General features: G+C 35.3%; 21 protein-coding genes. 8 read left to right on the top strand and 13 right to left on the bottom strand.

The features are described 5' to 3' along the window. Window positions 1-29: 29 nt before the first annotated feature. The 5 genes from thrC to QPL79_RS07110 all read right to left on the bottom strand — a co-directional run bounded on the left by thrC (window position 30) and on the right by QPL79_RS07110 (window position 5,398). Window positions 30-1,082: a threonine synthase gene (thrC, locus tag QPL79_RS07130; RefSeq protein ID WP_285274117.1), complete on the bottom strand. Its 1,053-nt coding sequence runs from the start codon at window positions 1,080-1,082 to the stop codon at window positions 30-32. A 191-nt stretch (window positions 1,083-1,273) separates the two neighbouring features. Then, complete coding sequence (locus QPL79_RS07125) at window positions 1,274-2,305, bottom strand: isocitrate/isopropylmalate dehydrogenase family protein (protein ID WP_285274116.1); 1,032 nt, start codon at window positions 2,303-2,305, stop codon at window positions 1,274-1,276. After that, window positions 2,284-2,802, bottom strand: a complete 519-nt coding sequence (locus tag QPL79_RS07120; protein ID WP_350309097.1) for a LeuD/DmdB family oxidoreductase small subunit — start codon at window positions 2,800-2,802, stop codon at window positions 2,284-2,286. The genes QPL79_RS07125 and QPL79_RS07120 overlap by 22 nt, the downstream gene beginning before the upstream one ends. A gap of 14 nt (window positions 2,803-2,816) precedes the next feature. Then, complete coding sequence (locus tag QPL79_RS07115; RefSeq protein ID WP_285274114.1) at window positions 2,817-4,070, bottom strand: 3-isopropylmalate dehydratase large subunit; 1,254 nt, start codon at window positions 4,068-4,070, stop codon at window positions 2,817-2,819. Window positions 4,071-4,102: 32 nt separating this feature from the next. Further along, window positions 4,103-5,398, bottom strand: coding sequence for a hydroxymethylglutaryl-CoA lyase-like TIM-barrel protein (locus tag QPL79_RS07110; protein ID WP_285274113.1), 1,296 nt, complete (start codon window positions 5,396-5,398; stop codon window positions 4,103-4,105). A 298-nt stretch (window positions 5,399-5,696) separates the two neighbouring features. Here QPL79_RS07110 and QPL79_RS07105 point away from each other — a divergent pair, with 298 nt between their 5' ends. The 4 genes from QPL79_RS07105 to QPL79_RS07090 all read left to right on the top strand — a co-directional run bounded on the left by QPL79_RS07105 (window position 5,697) and on the right by QPL79_RS07090 (window position 9,667). Then, entirely contained in the window at window positions 5,697-6,602 is a 906-nt protein-coding gene (locus QPL79_RS07105; RefSeq protein WP_285274167.1) for a D-2-hydroxyacid dehydrogenase, read from the top strand. Further along, on the top strand, window positions 6,593-7,621 hold the full coding sequence (locus tag QPL79_RS07100; RefSeq protein ID WP_285274112.1) for a pyridoxal-phosphate-dependent aminotransferase family protein: 1,029 nt from the start codon (window positions 6,593-6,595) through the stop codon (window positions 7,619-7,621). Before QPL79_RS07105 ends, QPL79_RS07100 begins: the two co-directional genes overlap by 10 nt. Beyond that, entirely contained in the window at window positions 7,605-8,426 is an 822-nt protein-coding gene (locus QPL79_RS07095) for an ARMT1-like domain-containing protein (protein ID WP_285274111.1), read from the top strand. Before QPL79_RS07100 ends, QPL79_RS07095 begins: the two co-directional genes overlap by 17 nt. 209 nt (window positions 8,427-8,635) lie before the next feature. Beyond that, window positions 8,636-9,667 carry a PhoU domain-containing protein gene (locus QPL79_RS07090; protein ID WP_285274110.1) on the top strand — a complete coding sequence of 344 codons (1,032 nt, stop codon included), beginning with the start codon at window positions 8,636-8,638 and terminating at the stop codon, window positions 9,665-9,667. A 20-nt stretch (window positions 9,668-9,687) separates the two neighbouring features. Here the strand turns inward: QPL79_RS07090 and QPL79_RS07085 are convergent, their stop codons facing one another. Both QPL79_RS07085 and QPL79_RS07080 read right to left on the bottom strand, forming a co-directional pair. Next, the gene (locus QPL79_RS07085) at window positions 9,688-10,824 is read right to left on the bottom strand and encodes a hypothetical protein (protein ID WP_285274109.1); all 1,137 of its coding nucleotides are present in this window, start codon (window positions 10,822-10,824) and stop codon (window positions 9,688-9,690) included. A gap of 132 nt (window positions 10,825-10,956) precedes the next feature. After that, window positions 10,957-11,088, bottom strand: a complete 132-nt coding sequence (locus QPL79_RS07080) for a hypothetical protein (RefSeq protein WP_285274108.1) — start codon at window positions 11,086-11,088, stop codon at window positions 10,957-10,959. Between the two features lie 310 nt (window positions 11,089-11,398). On the opposite strand from QPL79_RS07080, the gene QPL79_RS07075 reads away from it, so the two are divergent. Next, window positions 11,399-11,620: a hypothetical protein gene (locus QPL79_RS07075; protein ID WP_285274107.1), complete on the top strand. Its 222-nt coding sequence runs from the start codon at window positions 11,399-11,401 to the stop codon at window positions 11,618-11,620. Here the strand turns inward: QPL79_RS07075 and QPL79_RS07070 are convergent. Then, window positions 11,595-11,975, bottom strand: a complete 381-nt coding sequence (locus QPL79_RS07070) for a hypothetical protein (RefSeq protein ID WP_285274106.1) — start codon at window positions 11,973-11,975, stop codon at window positions 11,595-11,597. The genes QPL79_RS07075 and QPL79_RS07070 overlap by 26 nt on opposite strands. Next, the gene (locus tag QPL79_RS07065) at window positions 11,953-12,246 is read right to left on the bottom strand and encodes a hypothetical protein (RefSeq protein ID WP_285274105.1); all 294 of its coding nucleotides are present in this window, start codon (window positions 12,244-12,246) and stop codon (window positions 11,953-11,955) included. The genes QPL79_RS07070 and QPL79_RS07065 overlap by 23 nt, the downstream gene beginning before the upstream one ends. A gap of 171 nt (window positions 12,247-12,417) precedes the next feature. On the opposite strand from QPL79_RS07065, the gene QPL79_RS07060 reads away from it, so the two are divergent. Genes QPL79_RS07060 through QPL79_RS07050 form a run of 3 tightly spaced genes read left to right on the top strand, consistent with a single transcriptional unit; the run spans window position 12,418 to window position 14,716 of the window. Beyond that, window positions 12,418-13,590, top strand: a complete 1,173-nt coding sequence (locus QPL79_RS07060; protein ID WP_285274104.1) for an iron-containing alcohol dehydrogenase — start codon at window positions 12,418-12,420, stop codon at window positions 13,588-13,590. An 11-nt stretch (window positions 13,591-13,601) separates the two neighbouring features. Further along, window positions 13,602-14,483: a PfkB family carbohydrate kinase gene (locus QPL79_RS07055; RefSeq protein WP_285274103.1), complete on the top strand. Its 882-nt coding sequence runs from the start codon at window positions 13,602-13,604 to the stop codon at window positions 14,481-14,483. A 2-nt stretch (window positions 14,484-14,485) separates the two neighbouring features. Continuing rightward, entirely contained in the window at window positions 14,486-14,716 is a 231-nt protein-coding gene (locus QPL79_RS07050; protein WP_285274102.1) for a hypothetical protein, read from the top strand. A gap of 123 nt (window positions 14,717-14,839) precedes the next feature. On the opposite strand, the gene QPL79_RS07045 is transcribed toward QPL79_RS07050, so the two are convergent. Genes QPL79_RS07045 through QPL79_RS07030 form a run of 4 tightly spaced genes read right to left on the bottom strand, consistent with a single transcriptional unit; the run spans window position 14,840 to window position 18,886 of the window. Further along, entirely contained in the window at window positions 14,840-16,141 is a 1,302-nt protein-coding gene (locus tag QPL79_RS07045) for a hypothetical protein (protein ID WP_285274101.1), read from the bottom strand. A gap of 5 nt (window positions 16,142-16,146) precedes the next feature. Beyond that, window positions 16,147-16,584 carry a hypothetical protein gene (locus tag QPL79_RS07040; protein WP_285274100.1) on the bottom strand — a complete coding sequence of 146 codons (438 nt, stop codon included), beginning with the start codon at window positions 16,582-16,584 and terminating at the stop codon, window positions 16,147-16,149. Window positions 16,585-16,601: 17 nt separating this feature from the next. Further along, window positions 16,602-17,105, bottom strand: coding sequence for a hypothetical protein (locus tag QPL79_RS07035; protein WP_285274099.1), 504 nt, complete (start codon window positions 17,103-17,105; stop codon window positions 16,602-16,604). Between the two features lie 38 nt (window positions 17,106-17,143). Next, window positions 17,144-18,886 (bottom strand): type II secretion system F family protein, encoded by a 1,743-nt coding sequence (locus tag QPL79_RS07030; RefSeq protein WP_285274098.1) that lies wholly within the window; start codon window positions 18,884-18,886, stop codon window positions 17,144-17,146. Window positions 18,887-18,934 lie beyond the last annotated feature (48 nt).

The following is an 18,934-nucleotide window of genomic DNA, read 5'->3' as shown; positions in this document are numbered from 1 at the left end:
TGCATCACCTTGAGGATATTAAAACACTTTTAGAATATTTTTGATATTGTGTCTGGGTCTTTAAGTGCATGACCTGTTGCAATAAGCACTACACTATCATCTCTATTTAGTATTCCAAGATCAATGGCCTTTCTATAACCAGCTAGCGATGCTGCACTAGCAGGCTCAACACCAATACCTTCATATTGCGCCAAGTCTTTTACACTATTTAAAATTTCGTTGTCAGATACAGCAATGAATGTCCCATTAGATTCCTTCACAGCATTCAAAGCCTTTAACCAGTTAACGGGTTTGCCTATCCTTATAGCTGATGCTATTGTATATGGTTTTTCAATTTCTAATAGTGTTTCGCTTTTTCTATTCCATGTTGCAACAAGTGGTGCTGCACCTTCAGCTTGAACACCTATCATTCTAGGCAATTTACTTATTAATCCATAGTTGTAAAGTTCTTTAAAACCCTTCCAAATAGCTGATATGTTACCAGCATTACCTACAGGAACAACAATAGCATCTGGAACTTCTGAAAGCTCATCAACAATTTCAAAAGCTATGGTCTTTTGTCCTTCTAGCCTCCATGGATTGTATGAATTCAATGGATACAAATCTTTTTTGCCATTAATAACAACTTCCGTAAAAACCTCCTCCAAAGCATCATCAAAAACACCATCAACTTCAACAATTCTCGCACCATGCAATAGTGACTGTGCTAGCTTCCCCTTTGCAACACCACCACGCGGCAAAACAACAACGCAAGCCAGCCCAGCTCTAGCAGCATAGGCTGCAGCTGAAGCAGCAGTATTACCTGTGCTAGCAACAACAACCCCCTTAACTCCAATATGCTTAGCTATTGTAACCCCAACTGTCATACCCCTATCTTTAAAACTTCCTGTTGGATTAGCACCCTCAAATTTTACATAGACATGACCATCTACAGCTCTATTCAATTTTATTAGTGGTGTCCCACCTTCACACATGGTAACAGGTTCTACATTATCACTTATTGGAAGCAACTCTCTATATCTCCACACACCAAATCTTCTCTTTCTTACATTGGCCCAGTCAAAACTTGTTTTAGGTGGCATAACAACTTCTAGAAGGTTTTTGCACTTTGGGCAAAGGAATAACCAGGGATCGGATTCGTATATTGCTCCACATTTTATGCATCTAAGCTTTACATTTTCTTTAAATATTTTTTTATGTGAAGAACTTTCTATGTTTCCAAGTAATTCACCATTTCTTTTATTGCTTGGACAGGGTTAAAAAACTTTCTATGCTAGGTATTTATGGCTAGCGCTTTTTCAAAAGCTTTAACAACGTCAATAGTTTTGTATAAGCCTCCCAAATCTGGTGTGAGTATTCTCCAATTCTCGACCACGGTATGTATAGCCTTATCTAACAACATCGCTTTTTCAAATAGGTAATTGTCATTGAATTTCTCATGCAGATAGTAAAGCATTAGCTTAGCAGACTCTATTTCACCAATAGGATTGGTAACACCCTTTCCAGCAATGTCGAGAGCAACTCCATGAACAGGCTCAAAAACAGCAGTATATTTACCTATTTGCGCAGATCCACAAAGTCCTAGACTTCCAACTATTGCAGCTGCTAAATCAGTTAAAATGTCTCCATAGAGATTTGGAGTAACCAAAACCTCGAATTTCTCCGGGTTTTTAACCATTGTATAAGCTGCTGTATCAACAATTATCTCATCTGCTACTATTTCAGGATGCTTCTTAGCCTCTTCAAAAAATACTTCCCGGAAAAGCCCATCAGTTACCTTTAATATGTTTGCTTTGTGAACAACAGTAACTTTTCTAAATCCATGTTTTTTAGCATATTTAAATGCATATTCTATAACTCTTCTGGAACCCTCAGATGTTATAATTTTCAAAGCTATAGCCATACCATTAAACATGCCCTCGATACCCACATATAAATCCTCCATATTTTCTCTAATAACAACAAAGTTAAACTCTCTTAGTGAAAATCCCTTGAAACTCTTAAACGGTCTAACATTTGCATAAAGCTCAAGCTCTTTTCTAATCAAAACATTTATGCTTTTAAACTCCTTTTCATGTGGAGGAGTGTAAAGAGGTCCTTTTAGAATAGCATCAAGTTTTTTAGCAATGTCAAAGAGTTCGTTATCAAATGGCTTTCCACTCTTCTTATAATACTCGTAACCAGCATTTAACTCGATATAATCAGCATTAATACCTAGCGTGTTAAGAACTTGAATAGCTGCATCAACTATTTCAGGACCTATTCCATCGCCTTTTATAACACCTATCCTATATTTCTTGACCATGGCAAGCCACCAAACCTCTTAATATACTCCACTACACCACCAGCCTCAAGAATGGCCAGAACCTCTCTAGGAAATGGTGTAAACCTCTCTTCTATACCCTTCGTAACATTTTTTATGTAGCCCTCAACAACACTGATTTCTATCACATCCCCAGTCTCACTTACATCAGGAATGCGTTTTGCAACTATAACTGGAAGGCCAATGTTTACAGCATTTCTATAGAATATATGTGCAAAGCTCTTAGCAACAACAGCTCCAACACCAACAAGCTTTAGTAGTCTAGGAGCATGTTCTCTGCTAGAGCCTTTGCCAAAGTTTCTTCCACCAACAATAACATCGCCCTTCGACACAAGCTTGTAAAAACCTGGTATAACATCCTCTAGAACATGAATAGCCATTTTATTGATATCGTTTATAGCTTCAAACTTGTATTTACCAGAGATAATATGATCAGTACTTATGTTATCTCCTAGTTTCCAGCACTTTCCACGGATTATCATTTACAACACCTTTACAAAAGATATTTTCTCGGATCCGCAATTCTACCTTCTATAGCAGTTGCAGCTGCAACAGCTGGAGATGATAAATACACCTTGCTATCTCTATGCCCCATTCTACCAGGGAAATTCCTATTTGTTGTAGCCACAGCAACTTCACCAGCTGCTAGAAGACCCATGTGAGCTCCTACACAAGGCCCACAAGTAGGTGGAGCTATTATACATCCAGCATTAGCTAGCACATCTATATACCCTCTTCTAAGCGCCTCTAAATAAACTTTTCTAGATGCTGGAGATACTATGCATCTAACACCTTCTTTAACTCTTCTCCCATGCAATATCCTGGCAGCGATTTCTATATCCTCTAGTCTGCCATTAGTACAAGACCCTATAAACACTTGATCAACCTCAACACCATCAACCTCAGCAACACTTTTAACATTATCAACATCTGGTGGAGCTGCTACAAGAGGCTCAAGTTTAGAAACATCTATAACAATTTCATCTACATACCCATCTTCCTTTTCCCAATCCACTTCTCTATAGACATTGTAACCTCTTTCAGCAAGCCAATTTCTAGTAACATTGTCAACAGGGATTATAGCTGATTCAGCACTCATCTCAGTACACATGTTTGTTAACGTCATTCTAGAATCTATGCTAAGCTCCTTGAGAGTATCTCCTCTAAACTCAACAGCTTTACCAAGCATTCCATCTGTTTTCACATTACCTATAATGTTAAGAGCTATGTCCTTGCTCATAACACCCTTTGGCAAAGAACCAGTTAAGGTTACTTTCACAGTTTCTGGAATTTTGAGCCACAAAACCCCAAACATCATGGCAATAGCTGCATCAGTACTTCCAACACCAGTTGCATAAACCCCTATAGCCCCAATTGTTGGTGTATGGCTATCAGCACCCACAACAATCATTCCAGGTCTGACAAGACCATCCTCAACAACAACTTGGTGGCTAATACCATAGCCCACATCAAATAGTTTCACACCATATTCTTTTGCAAATCTTCTCATTTCTTTATGAACAGTTGCTGCAGCTACGTGTGGAGCTGGTGAGGAGTGGTCAATGAAGAAATAAGCTCTTTCAGCAGCAATCTTTTTTCTTAGCTCAAGCTCCTTCTCAACAACATCTATTACAAGTGGTGCTGTTCCATCTTGAGCATAAACAGCATCAATATTTACAACAACTATTTCCCCAGCTGAAACATTTTTTCCAATTGCTTTAGACACTATTCTCTCTATCAAACCCATTGAGATTCACACAAAAAGAATTTTGTTCAAGTTTATTTCCTGACTTCTGGAAAATGCTTTTTCACAATTTCAAGCATTTCACTATCAGATAGTGGCTCAACCCTACCTGTTTTATTGAATAAATCAACAATTTCGTTATATACAGCTACAACTCTTGGATCATCCTTTGAAATATGGTTATAGCCAAGATAGTTTCTAAGCCAAATCACAACAGCTGATCTACCAGAGTATGGCGTTATAGCTACTGAATATGGCAGTCCTAAAACCTTCATCGGATCAAATGGTAAGTAAACCTCTGGATTCTTTAAAAGACCGTCAGCATGTATACCTGCCTTCGTTCTAAAAGCATTTCTTCCCACAAGTGGATAGTGCTCAATAATCTTAAGACCCATTTTCTCAAAAAGCTCTGGCAATTTCGACAAAGCCTTCAAATTAATGTTGTTTACACCCTTAATACCTGCATAATGAACAGCCATTATTTCTAGTGGGCAGTTACCAGCTCTTTCACCGATGCCAAGAAGAGTGCAATTACCCGCTGCTGCACCATACATCCAAGCAGCTAAGTGATTAGCAACAACAAGTCCAAAGTCGTTGTGTCCATGAAATTCTATGTATTCTTGTGGAATATTTGTTGTTTTCCTAATTGCTTGTATAATTGCTGGTATTCCTCGTGGAAGTGGCACTTCGGGAAATGGAAGGCCAAGTCCAAGTGTGTCAGGAAGCTTTATTTTAACAGGTGTTCTATACTTCTCGCTTAACTCAAGAAGTCTTTTTACAAATGGTATTACAGCTCCAAATATATCTGCTCTCGTTATATCCTCTAAAGACGCTCTAATTGTTATGCCATGGCTAAGTGCTTTTTCAGCAACTTCTAAATACTTTCTAAAAGCCTCTTCTCTCGTTGCATTAAACTTGTACTTTATGTGATAGTCAGATATGGACATAAGCATAACAGTTTCATCAAGTTTAGCATCTATAACAAGTTGAAGATCAGAATTAGTTGCTCTTATCCAGCCAATAACCTTTGGATATCTATATCCATATGCCAACAACCTTTTCACAGCTTCTCTATCCTTTTCAGTGTACAAAAACACTTCAGTACTTTCTATACCTCCTCTACCACCAATATCTGCTAAAAGCTCATAGATTTTCTCACACTCATCAATTGTAAAAACTCTCCAACCCTGTTGACCATCCCTTAGTGTTGTATCTGTCAAAAATATTTTGCTGAGATTCTCCCTAAGCTCTTGATCTGTCACATTAAATCTTGGCACAGATTCAAATGGGTAAATATCTCTAAAAAACTTCATATCGCCATTAAGCTCCATGAAACTGTCACCACAATAGTTTAGGTTAACAAATTTTGTACAAACTTAAAATAATTACCTTATAATCACATGGTGCGAATTCATGTAAAAACTAAGCAAAGACTTCGCACAACAGAGGTATTGAGCAAGGCGAAATGCTTTGATAAAAGCACTATAATAATTTGTTTATTGTTTAATATAATCAGTATATATCTTTAAAAACTGTATAAACTGATTTTAGTCGATAAGTTTATATACTGAAAGCATGAAAAGTGCTAAAGATTGGTGAAAACTTTTTGTCGATAAATACAAGGTTCTTATAGTTGATAGAGTATCCGAAAAGCTCTTAGCTAGCTTAGTAAGTCATGGATTTGATGTTTGCTATAAACCTGGTGCATTAAGAGAAGATGTTTTAAATATTGTTGAAAATTATGATGTGTTGATATTTAGGGGTAGGCTTAGAATAGATAAAGAAATTATTGATAGAGGGGTCAATCTAAAGGTTTTAGCAAGATATGGTATAGGGTTAGATAATGTTGATATTGAATATGCTATTAGAAAAGGAATAGCTGTTGTGAATGCGCCTTCAGCTTCTGTCATAAGTGTTGCTGAGCTTACAATAGCTCTAATGCTTATTGTATACAGAAAACTTTATGATGCAATAGATGATGTGAAGCATGGTAAGTGGCTCAAGGGTAAATACATTGGTAGAGAGTTGTATGGTAAGAAACTTGGTATTATAGGTTTTGGCAAAATTGGTAGTAGAGTTGCTTACTATGCAAAGTCTTTTGGCATGAATATAATGGCTTATGACATAAGAGATGTCTCAAGCGAGATTTCAAGAGTTGGTGGTATCCAAGTTGATTTGGATAAACTCTTGAGTGAAGCAGATGTTGTCAGTATTCATGTTCCCCTAACCCCACTAACATGGCACATGATAAACGATAAAACATTGTCTCTAATGCAAAATGAGAGCATATTAATCAATACTAGCAGAGGTGAGGTTATAGATACAAATGCTTTGCTTAATCACATTGATAGACTTGGTGGTGTTGCACTTGATGTTCTTGAGCAAGAGCCTCCAAGAGATGAGAACTTGTGGAAGCTGATTAAGCATCCAAAGGTTGTTGTAACTCCTCACATAGGTGCTGAAACTGTTGAGGCAATGGATAGAATTGCTGAGGAAATTGTGAAGAATATTCTTGAGGCGGTGAAGTGGCTTTGAAGTATCTTACCCCAGGACCTGTTCAAATACCTAAGCAAGTTATAGACGCTGCTGCTAAACAACCCCAGTTTCATCGAATAGAAGAGTTTAGAAATGTGTTTAGAAGAGTTATTGAGAAACTTAGTATTGTTTATAACACAACACCTGTTATAATACCTGGTACAGGTACTTTAGCTGTTGATGCAATGGTTTACAACTATATTGATCCAGGTGAAAATGTTGTTGCAATAACCAATGGAGAGTTTGGGGAAAGGCTCATAGAATCTATAGAGTCTAGAGGTGGTGTTGTGCATAGAATTGAGTGGGAATATGGCGATGTGCCTCCACCAGACATAGTTGAAGATACTGTTAAAAAGGTTGGTAATGTAAAAGCTATTGCTGTTATTCACAACGAGACTAGTACTGGTACAACAAATAGATTCATTGAGAAATACCAGGATGTTGCTAGCTCATATGATGCTATTCTTCTTGTTGATAGCGTTTCTCTGTTTCCTGTAGAGGTGTTCAAGAAGGAGGTAGATGTTGTTGCTACAGCATCTCAAAAAGCATTTATATCACCACCTGGCGCAGCAATACTGTACATAGCTAAAGAGCCTAGAGCAAAAGCACCAGTGCCACCATCTATGAATCTAAACAAGTTTTTGAATAGTCTTAAGAAGTGGGAAACGCCATACACACCACCAATAAATGTTATCTATGCTCTTGATACTGCACTTGACTATATACTTAGCATGGGCTTGGCAAAATACAATGAGATTCATAGGGAAAGAGCTGAGTATTTATATAACAACATAAAACTTAAGCCTGTTGCTAAAGAGCCTTGGAGAAGCTACACAGTTACAGCATTCTACACAAATTACTGTAAGAACATTATTGATAAGCTAAGGAGAGAGGGGTACATTATAGCAGGTGGCATGGGCAAATTAAGAGATTCAACTATTAGAATAGGTGTTATGGGTGATATAACAATTGAGGATCTTAAAAAAGTTGTTGAGATTGTGAATGAGTATGTGGATTGACAACGACTATTGCAAGCTTTGCCTAATCTACTCTAGATCCAAGGATCTCATAGATCTTGGATGTGGAAATAAGTTGCCAGCTCTTTTGAAAAAACTTGCGAAAATAGTTGATGAGGAAAATAGCAGATCTAAAGCTTTTACAAGTTCCTTTGAATATATAAAAAGAGTTGTTAAAAATAAAGATCCTTATCAAGAGAAAAAGAATGTGTTAAAAGAAATTGGGAAGAGGATAGCTCAAAACATTGAAAAACATATTGCAAGTGTTAACTGGGATATAAGAGAGGCTCTTAGAATTTCTGCAGCTGCCAACATCATCGATACTAATGTACTAGGCTATGAAAATGTGCATAGCTTGGATGAAGCAATATGGGATAAGCCAGTTATAGAGGATATACCTGATATTCCAAAGAATGAAGATATATACCTTGTTTTAGATAATGCAGGTGAAGCTGAAGTAGACAAGGTTCTAGCTAAAACACTTATACACAATGGATACAAAGTATTTATAGTTGTTAGAAGCAAACCATATGAAATAGATGTAACTATTAAAGACTTTGAAGAAAGCAACTTCAACATCATATCAACACCTGGTAGCATATCCCCTATAGCATACATAGACAAAGGATTTGTAATAGCAAAAGGAATTGCTAATGCAGAAGCATATGCAGAATTTGGCAAAACAAAGTCTCTTCACCTTTTAAGAGCAAAATGCGATGTAATAGCAAAGAAATTTGGAGTTCCAAAAAATAGTGTTCTCATATTATCTGGAGATAGAATTAAGAAAACCTTTGACAAGAATAGTTAGATGTAGATAAAATTTATCGTTTTTAGTAAAAAGCTTTGATATCCGCTATAGTGATTAAGCTAAAAATATTTAGCTTTCCATACTTTTACAAAACACATTTTTAAAGCAGCTAAAATAGCATATTCAATAATATATTGTTATGTATAATTCAAATAATGTCATTATACTTTTTTAACTCTGTAACTATAACAAGTAGTTGGTGTAGTATAGTGGCTGTTTATAGAAGGCGTGTTCAGAGGATAGGAAAATCAACATATATAGTGTCTTTACCTAATTCGTGGGCTAAGAAAATTGGTTTAGAACCTAAAATGAATGTTGTAATGGAGGTTTTGCCAGATCTCTCTCTGAGAATTTATGTTCCATATAAGCAGGAGAGTAGAAATGTGTTTGAGCATGTTGTTTATGTTGATTCAACATATTCTGAAGAGGATGTTGTGAGAGAAATTATTGGTGGGTATGTTGCTGGTGCATTAACTGTTAAGATTGTTTATAAAGGTATTAGAAGAGAGTTTATTGAGAAAGCTGTTAATATTGCTAAGGAGAAGCTAATGGGTTTAGAGGTTGTTGATGAGGATGCTACAAGCATTACTCTTCAAATTGTTGTAGATCCTAACCTAAGTAATTTAACCAGTGTTATGAAGAGAATGGTTAGACTTGCAATAAGTATGCATGAAGACATAATATCGTATTTGAATAATGCTGTAGATAAAAGCATATTGGATGCTGTTATAGCTCGTGATAATCTCGTAGATAAGCTGTATCTCCTTGCACTTAGACAATTAATAGCTATTTTGAGTGATCCATATGAAATGGGTAGAAGAGGACTTAAATACTATGACGCTATATACATGACAATGTTTCTTAAAAGCGTTGAGAGAGTTGGAGATCATGCTGTAAACATTTCAAAATCTTTACAAACCCTGGCATCACAACCAAAATTCATAACAAACCTGTATACAAACGCAATAGAGGTTTTCAAAAGTGTTTGCGAAGCCTATATAGCACCAGACAAAAACACTGCAATAAACATAACAAAGAAAATAGAAGAACTAAAACAACTAGAAGATGAAATTAGAAAAAGCTATGGAGAAGACCTTGCCAAACAAACAGCAATAACAAGAATCTTAGATGCAATATCAAGAATAATAGCTAGAAGCATAGACATAGCAGAAGAAGTTATAGATATATACGCACTTAAAAAAATGGACAAAATACAACTAGCAACAAATGAAATAGAGTAGAAAATAAACAATGGAATTACTCACAAGCTCTTCCTCAACACCTCAACAACTCTAGAAAGATTTATCTCAGAAACCCAACTTCTAGAACGCGGATCATACTCAACCTCAACATCAAACCCAGCCCTCAACTCAGCAGGATATGGCCTTGGAACACCATAGAGCATATAATATGGTCTAACAATAAAATAGTTGATTATGTTCTCAGCCTCTTCACAACCATAAGAAGTAAGAATAGAATTCAAAGATATAACAAAGTTGCTATGGATATCCCTAGGCGCAACAACGGTAATGCCAGTTAGACCATTACCGGTATTGCCAACACATATGTATATAAATGGATGGGAAATAGCTCTAGAACAAAAATCTATGCAATTACTACAAGAAGTCACTAAAATCGACCCATAATTTGAAAGTTCTGTAAAACTAACATTAGCCATTCTATAGCCAAGCACAAGATTCTCAACATGTTTTTCAACATGTCTCTCAATTTGGGCAACAGTAAAGGATCTTGAAAGATGCTTGTTCACTTCATTTGTAAGGGTTCTAAGGGTTATGTAAGGTCTCGACTCAATAACATCCAATATTACTAAGTCGAGTCCATCGAATCTTGCTGGCTCTAACAAATATTCCTCATTAATTTTATACTTATGTTCAAAAGCTTCCTCTAAACCTTTTTCAGTTAAGTAGTTAAAATCGCCTTTGACATAGCTTTGAAGAAGATTTGGAAGAGGCTTAGACCTAAGAACAAAATTGAATGAGTACATAGCTTTTACATTAACCTCTGTTCCTTCATCAATAATTAGTTTAGAGTTCAACGGATTTTGAAAAACTATTTGAAGCCCCCCGTCGAGTGTTAGCGAAATTGATCTTACAAAAGGTAATTTTAAATGCAGTAATTCCTTTGCTATGTCATGTCTTTGCAAAAGGTTTGGCTTAACCTTTTTAAGAATTAGTAAAGTGAATCCAAGCCCAAGTTTTTGCTGCAGAACATCAACCCAAAAATGTATTTTGTACTTATGTGAAAGCGATAGAAAGATGTTGCGCATAGTTTTATAATCCATTTCAAGCTCTCTTCTCAATCTTGTTATGGTTAATTTTCTAAGTAGATATATTCGTGATAAGAAATCGAGATACTTCTGTGGTATAACAGTAGACAATAGTATGCACCAAGATGGTCTCAGCTCCCTGTTTCGCTACTCAATTTTTTAAAGCAACATACCTTAAAAAATGTTACAGCAAAAAATATATTGATAAAGTTAAAAAGTTTTTAGAACTATTTCAACAACGAATTAGAAAGGAGCCGGTGATGGTGGTTTTGGTGTTCCAGTTGCAATTGCTATTGCAATTGGTATTGCAGTTGAAGCAGCTATTGCACCAATTTTCATGTACTTGTAAAGTTTCACTCTTCTCTCTGTCTTCATTTTTTGCACCAAGAAAAGCTTGTGATGTTCTATTTATACAACTTTCTCTTTTTAGTATTGGTGAAAAACCATGGCTGCATTACTAAATCATTTGTCTATTCGTATACTTTCAGAACCCATGGAAAGCAAATTTTGGGTATTTTGTATTCTATTTACATGCCTAGCATGAGTTGATTAATAGTTGAGTTATGCGAAGGGTTCTTATTTTCCCTTTTTAAAAACTTTTCTGCTATAGGATTGTGTCTATTCCAGCTCTTCTAAAGCTATATATGGCTTTGGCAGTAGTATTTGGTTTGTGAGGTGCTTTTTTGTGGGTAGTGGGCTTAGGGATTGTGTTAGAAGTGTTTTGAATGGTTTGATGCCTGGTCTTGTTTATGTGATTGAAGTTTATTATAAATCTTCTATTGATAGGGTTTATGAGAGTAGTTTGCTTAGGGATTTTCTTAGGAGGTTTTGTGGTTCTGATGAGGTTGCAAATACCATTTTTAATATTGTTAGTGAGTTGGTTAGAGAGCGTTGTTTGAAGTCTTAATTGTTTTTAGATATTTTATTGATGCTATGACCATTGCTATTGATCCTATTACGTAGCCTGCAAACATTATTAGCGATATTATTGATGTTGCAAGTGCTGCGTATCCCCATGTTTTGTCACCTTTTTTAATGAGCGTTGCAGCAATTGTTAGTGCTATTAAAGCTAGTGTTGTATGTGCTAAGCCAGCTACAACAATTACATTTCTAACAATAGATTTTTCTATGTTGAGCATCTTTGCAATGTTCTCTATTTGGATTTGGTTTATTGGCATTACTAAAAGGCTTATACCGCTAATAAGTACTGCTATAGATCCTAAAACATAGAGTATGTAGCTAATCACAACATTTTTCCTCATAGCATCTCAACTCATCTAAATTGGTTTTGAATTGTAGCAAGGTTTTTGCATCAAGTTGCAACACTTCTTCTGCAAGTTTAATAACATTTTCAAGTGTTGGCTCTTTTCTAACACTTTTCAAAAGCTTTCTATTCTGAAAATTATTTGTTGAGAGAATGTAAATAATTTTATCTAGAAGCTTTCTACCATCAGAATTTAGAACAAGTCTTTTATCAAAATACTTGCTAGTATTTGTTAAAAGCTCTACTAACAGATTTTTTGCGTAATCCAATAACTCAAAACACCTGCACCAAAAACTTGTTTTATTTAAACTATTAAGCGTTTCTCTACAAATCAATGAAGGGTTTTGTGAAATACCCAGGGTTATTTGTTATCTAAGAGGTTTTGTTTTCATTAAAGATAAAAATCCTTGTACATGAATATTTTGTTTTTGGTGAAGTTTTTGAGTAGTAACTTAAAAAGTTTTAGGGTAAGGGCTTCAAAAACTGTTCTCTACTTTGGTGTTGGGGCTTTGAAAAATATTGAGTCTTTTTTGCAGAGGTTTCGAAGAGTCTATATAGTTACTAGTAGATCTGCTGCTAGGGTTAGTGGCTCTTTTCAGGATGTTGTAAGCATTGTGAAGAGTTTGGGTATATCCTATGAGTTTTTCGATGGTGTTACACCAAATCCTGCTGCATCAATGATTAATTTTGTGTCTGAAAAGGTTTGGAGGTTTGGTGCTGAAGCTGTTATAGCTATTGGTGGTGGAAGTGTTATTGATTCTGCAAAGGCCATTTCAGTTGTTTCTCATTGTGGAGGATTTGTAGAGGATTATGTGAGAGGTTCTAGAGATGTTTGTGGCTCCATACCTGTTATAGCAGTTAATTTAACTCATGGAACTGGATCAGAGGTTAATAGATATGCTGTTGTTACTTTAGAAAATCCAAAAACAAAATATGGCTTGGCTTCAGATAGCATATACCCTGTTATAAGTGTTGATGACCCTAAATACCTTGTTACATTGCCAATGAATCAAACACTATATACAGCATTTGATGCATTTTACCATGCTTTGGAGGCTGCATGTGGCGTTGATTCATCGCCATACATAGTTGCAATTGCTGAGGAAGCTGTTAGAAATATTGTTTCATGGCTTCCAAAAGCAATTGAAAATCCAAAAAATATAGAGGCTCGATACTGGCTTCTCTATGCATCTATGTTAGCAGGTATTGCCATAGATAATAGCAGAGCTCACATAATACATGCAATTGAAAATGTTTTAAGTGGTATAAACACCTCTCTTCCACATGGATCAGGACTATCAATGCTTGGTCCATCAGCTGTTAAACACTTGTATAGAGTTGCTCCAGAACCTCTACACAGACTACTTAGGTATATAGATTCTCAGCTAGAGCCTTTACCAGAGCATGCTGATAAAGCTGCTCAAGCTGTTAAGAAGTTTCATAAGACAATGGGATTCAATGAAAATCTTAAAATGTATGGATTTTCGGAAGCTGATGCTGATAGGGTTGTGGATACTGTTGTAAACTATCTATCGTATTCCCTCAAACTCTCACCTCTTGAGCCATCAAGAGAATTGCTGAAGGAGATATATCTTTCAGCATTAAACTTTTAGTGGTGTACATAGTGAGAGTTTTGATAATAGGTAATGTAACTCTAGATGAGATTGGGGATAGGATTAGAGTTGGTGGAACTGGTTACTATGGTGGTAGAGCACTTGCGCAATATCTAGATGCTGAAGTTTATGTTGCTACAAACATTAGCGAGATTTATAAAGGGCTTATCAAAGGTGTTTTAGAATCTCATGGAATAAAAATTATTGAAACTGGATACAACTCCACACCAGTTTTCATAATTAGAAATGGTAAGGCTGTTGGATTTAAAGGAGAAAGCCCAAAGATAAATCTATTGAGTTTAGAGCCTTACATCAAAATCTATAGATTTGATGTGGTTATATTAGGGCCTATACTAAATGAAATAAATTTGAATGAATTAAATGTTTTAGATTCTTGGAGCCCAAAAGTAGCTGCACTAGATATCCAAGGCATTGTTAGAAGAGTTAATAACCATGGCGAAATAGAGCTTGTTTGGAATGAGAATATGGAGAAGAAATTTCAAAAAATAGACATTGTTCATGGCAATGCAAAAGAGTTTTGCTTTTCAAAGGATATCAATCTTCTTCTAAAGAGGGTCAAGGAATGGAGTTTATCAACAAAAACACTATACCTTGTTAGCTTAGATGAAAAAGGTCTTTACATGATTAAGAATGGGGAAATTCTATATATAAAACCACCACCAATAAACGTTGTTGATGAGGTAGGGGCAGGCGATATTTTACTTTCCGTAACAGCATACTACATGGCAAAGGGCTTAACACCATTCGAAGCAACATTTAGAGGTGTTGCTGCAGCTGTTCTCAAAATTGAAAATGCATACAAAGAATGGTTTGATAAAGATCTTCTAGAGTCTTTTGCTAGGGAAATAGCTCAAAATGTTGAGGTATTGTAAATATGAATTCCTCTATCGATAAAATAGTTAGGGAGTATCTATCTAGGAAAGACCCAAGAGGAAATTATGTTATACCAGCTGATAAAAATTGTGTTGATATCATTAATCGTTTTAACAACTTTATAGAAGTTGAGGAAGCTGGAAATACGATATTGATAAAAACAAGGTCGAGGAGGATAGCAGAAAAGATAGTTAGAATTCTAGTGCAAAGAGAATATATGAAACATGGTTAAGCTATTAAAATTTGTTTCATGGGAAAAAGTAAATATAATGCTTCATGAAATCAGATTAGGACCACAACATCATTTATTCAGATGCTCGACGGCTCATCACACACACTACTATAATTCGTATTTTTAGCCTATAACCCTTATCATAAATCCGTTTAGCGTAGTTATGACATTGCTAAAGTTTTTTATGTAATTCTTCACAATATTTGTTGTTGCCATTGGCAATTCAATTTTTACTTTAGCTTCTACAATGTTGAATGGCTCAAATGCACATATGAACCCTTTTGGTAAATCTGCTATTATATTAGCAGTGGTGTTTGTTATTATTTGAATTTGTGTTGAAACATATTTGAATTGCGCTCCAACAACATTTTCTTTTAGTGAACAACTATTGTTGAAAGCTGTAAATTGCTTGCCTGCTAGCCTCATATTGTTGTAGATTCCAGCATCAGCAGATATGCTAACATTCTCTATTCTTATCATTGCTTGCCAGTTTTGCCACAGAGCTATTTCTTCATAGTTATGAAGTTGAATTGACACACCATACACCTCTCCACCAGCATAGTATTGAAAACTTACCTCCTTTGGAAAGGAGTATGTAACTGTTAGCTCATAGTGTACTGCTCTTCCATCAAACCAGTACTTCTCATTCTCAATAGATGTAGAAGCATATAAAATGGTGTTTCCACAACCATATACAGGTCCTGCACCACACAAGCTATTAAGAGTCCATGAAAAAGCATGATTAACTGCAAGCTCTATGTATGGTGCTAATATCAATGGTTTAAACCAAGTCTTTGTTTCAAGTACTTGCAATGGCTTGTCTGATTCTAAAAACGCTATGCTTGTTCTGTTTGTGGCACCAACATAGAATATTATATAGCTTTTATTAGCATCCCATATATACACAGGAATTTCGCTACCTGTACGAAGATCTATAATGACATAGCTTTTCGATTCTCCAAGCAACTGTCTTGAGATGGTGTACCAGTATCCTCCTTCAACATTCAACACCAACTTTTCTATGGAATTACAAAAAATGTTTAGATGATTTGTGTAAATACATATTCTATCAACATTACCCCAATTAAAATTGGGTAAGCTTATGTTTATTGTTACTAAACTGCCAACAGGTATTACAGTATCCTCCACATTTAAGTAAATTATTTCAGAGTTTTTAAATAGAATAAGAATGCCTTTAGCTATTGATGTTCCATCCCACTTATTTTTTATAACTAGCTTAACACCATCTCCCTCATACAAAATGCTAATATCCAAAGCCTCTTTTGAAGATTCTAATGCATTAACCATGTAACGTCCTATTCTCTCAATGTAGGTACCCCATCCAAATGCTAAAAAAGTGAACATAACCATTATTAAAATCATTATTGTTGCTGAAACATATTCACCTTGACCTTTTGAAAACATTCCAATCACCTATTCTCAATAACTACAACAATATTATTACTAGTTGTGGTATTGCCCACGGCTATAGCTTCTCCATAGACAACTTTGCTACTAAGCAATGTGCATTTCTTAAACTCCCCACATGGAATTGGTGCAACAGTGTTTGGCTCTATAATACTGCTGAACATGCTTCCATTAGCTAGGTAAAGCCTTAAGTTAATAGCATATCCAAGTGGGTTTGACGCTAAACAGAGATATCCATTAGCTGTAAGCAAAAAGCATTTTACATTTATTCTTATTTCCTCATAAGCATGTGGATAAGACAATATATATGCTGTGTTAACACTTGAGAAAATTATTATGCCTATTAAAACGCTTAGCGAAAGTATGATAATCATTGCAACAAACCCTGTTAGCGCCTTGCTTAAGGCACTTCCATTAGGAGATGGAAAGCAATGCAACATTTTCAATGCCCACTTCATTAGTAAATGTAACTTATGGCTGTGTTTGCTGCAATGCTTTTATCAATAAATAGAGCTGCAATTGTAACAACTACTTTGTCACCTATAACAACCCCATTCTCGGTTTTCAATCGCACAACAAATGTAAATTCTTGAGCTGGATTTAGAGAAATTCTGCATGATAAGGCATTGCTAATGATGTTAGTGCAGTTGTAGTTATAACTGTTGTTCAGGTTTATAATTGATAAGCTAAAGATTGAATTCTTTGATGAGTTGATATAAATGGTTACACTCTCTATGTTCTTCGTGCCCATGTTTCTAATAGTGATGGTTGCAACAGCTGTTTGAGTATCTATAGCATTGATGTTAAAGTTCGTTATTGCAATTCTTTGTTGCTGTTGAATAAAACCTACGTAATTGGGAAGTAGCATGAATAAAGTCATTCCTATTGCTATTGTTATTACAACACCAAGTACTATAGCAAGCAGTTCGCTAATTCCTTTACAAAGCATTTTCGTCTTCATCCTAACACCTCCAAATATTCAGAGTATTTATAAAGTGGTCATAGCAAGGAGGCTATAACCAAGGCTATTAGCGCCATTGAAATACTCTTTGCTGTTTCAAGTACTGGTATTCCATATCTTATAATTGAAGATGTTATGGAATATCCTATCAAAGCTACAATAATCATTATAGCTACTGCACCACTAGTTATCGATGCTACACCTATGAATTGATAAAGAGATGAGCTATATAACTGCTTTAGCCCTCTCCAAATCCATAGAATTATTCCAAGATTAACAAAAGTAAATAACTCGAATATTCGAGAAGCCTTTTTAATATTCTCTTCATATGCTCTATACCTATATAAGTACTCATATATCATCTGAATTGCCTCCTCATCTCCCCCACCACTCTCATACATTACCCCTAGAAGAAAAATTATGAAATTGAATTGAAATGATGGCGAGGATAATGTAGCAATCGCTTCACTGAATTCATGCCCTGTTTCAACCAACGATAACACATGTTCTAGCAATCTTGATGTTTTTGCATTAACTGTAGAGCTTTGTGCAATTATTTTCAATGCCTTGGGAATTTCATAGCCATGTTTTCTAAGCTCAGCAACAATTTTTAGTATTTCTAAAGATTCTTCATCTAGAATTCGTATTTCCTTCACAATTCTATTTGTATTTAAACTAGCAATTGTAGCTATGATCCAGCCCATAACTATTCCATGAAAACTAAAAAATGTGAATAGCAATGACGATGCTGATATTAATATAATTAGTGGATTCAATACATCAAAAACATTTATTTTATCTAGTGTTTTTGGTCTTGTGATATATGCAACTATGCTAAGAACTGGTGTTGCGATTATCATTAGCAAGATAGCTGTGAATGGGTTTATCAATGGTATTGCAACAACTAGTGTTGGTATAAGAACAAATATTGCTATGGCTATTTGGAGAAGCATAAAAGTTACTCTTTCAGAATATATCTTTGTTTCCCACTCCCATCTAATCAACTCCTCACCTAATACTGTTTTCAGCCATGATACTGTATCCCCACCTTCTCTAAGTCTCATAGCATATCCAAGCAATAACCTTCTCAATGACTCATTTGGAGTTATTTTAGCTCTTTGAATAAGTGCTTCTACATAAGACTGGAAATATATTATCTCATCTCTTTTAATCACATTCAATTCTCTTGATATTGCCTTCAAAAGCTTTGACTTATCAAGTTTCTTGGTAATAAAATCAATTCCACATTTAACATATTCCACAATGAGAAGGAGCATCATAAACCATTTTATTTCAGCATCAATACGCTTGCTATGCTGCTTAACATCAAAAATAGGCTTTAGCAACATGAACACAAATAGAGTTAATGGTATAAGGGATGTTAAAGACAACAAGAATTTCCTGTAAACTATGGACAACATCATTAGCAGTAGTGAAACAGAGATTAAAACAAATGTGATGCTAACCTTTTTCCTTATACTCTCTTCATTTACTGAAGCAAGACTCATTATCGCATATCTTTTATAGATACTTGCTATACTTTTTGCAGCATCAGTAGACCAAGAGATTATTGCAGGTATTATAAAAAGTGTTACTATGTATGTACAGACAATAGCTAATTTTAAGCTATTATGAAAAAATTCATTAATTGAATAAACCTTGATAATATCCATGTTAAACACTAAGATAGTGGTTTCAATAACCAAAATAGCAATTGAAGTTATTAAACCAATGAAATACTCCATAGCAGAACTACGTCCATATCTATTGCCAGGCGGCAATAATACCCCTAACAAACATGGTAATATTTAAAAAGTTATTCAAATTGT

The sequence above is a fragment of the Ignisphaera cupida genome (assembly GCF_030186535.1).
GTDB classification, from domain to species: domain Archaea; phylum Thermoproteota; class Thermoprotei_A; order Sulfolobales; family Ignisphaeraceae; genus Ignisphaera; species Ignisphaera cupida.
This window is presented reverse-complemented; position numbering and strand designations above follow the sequence as displayed.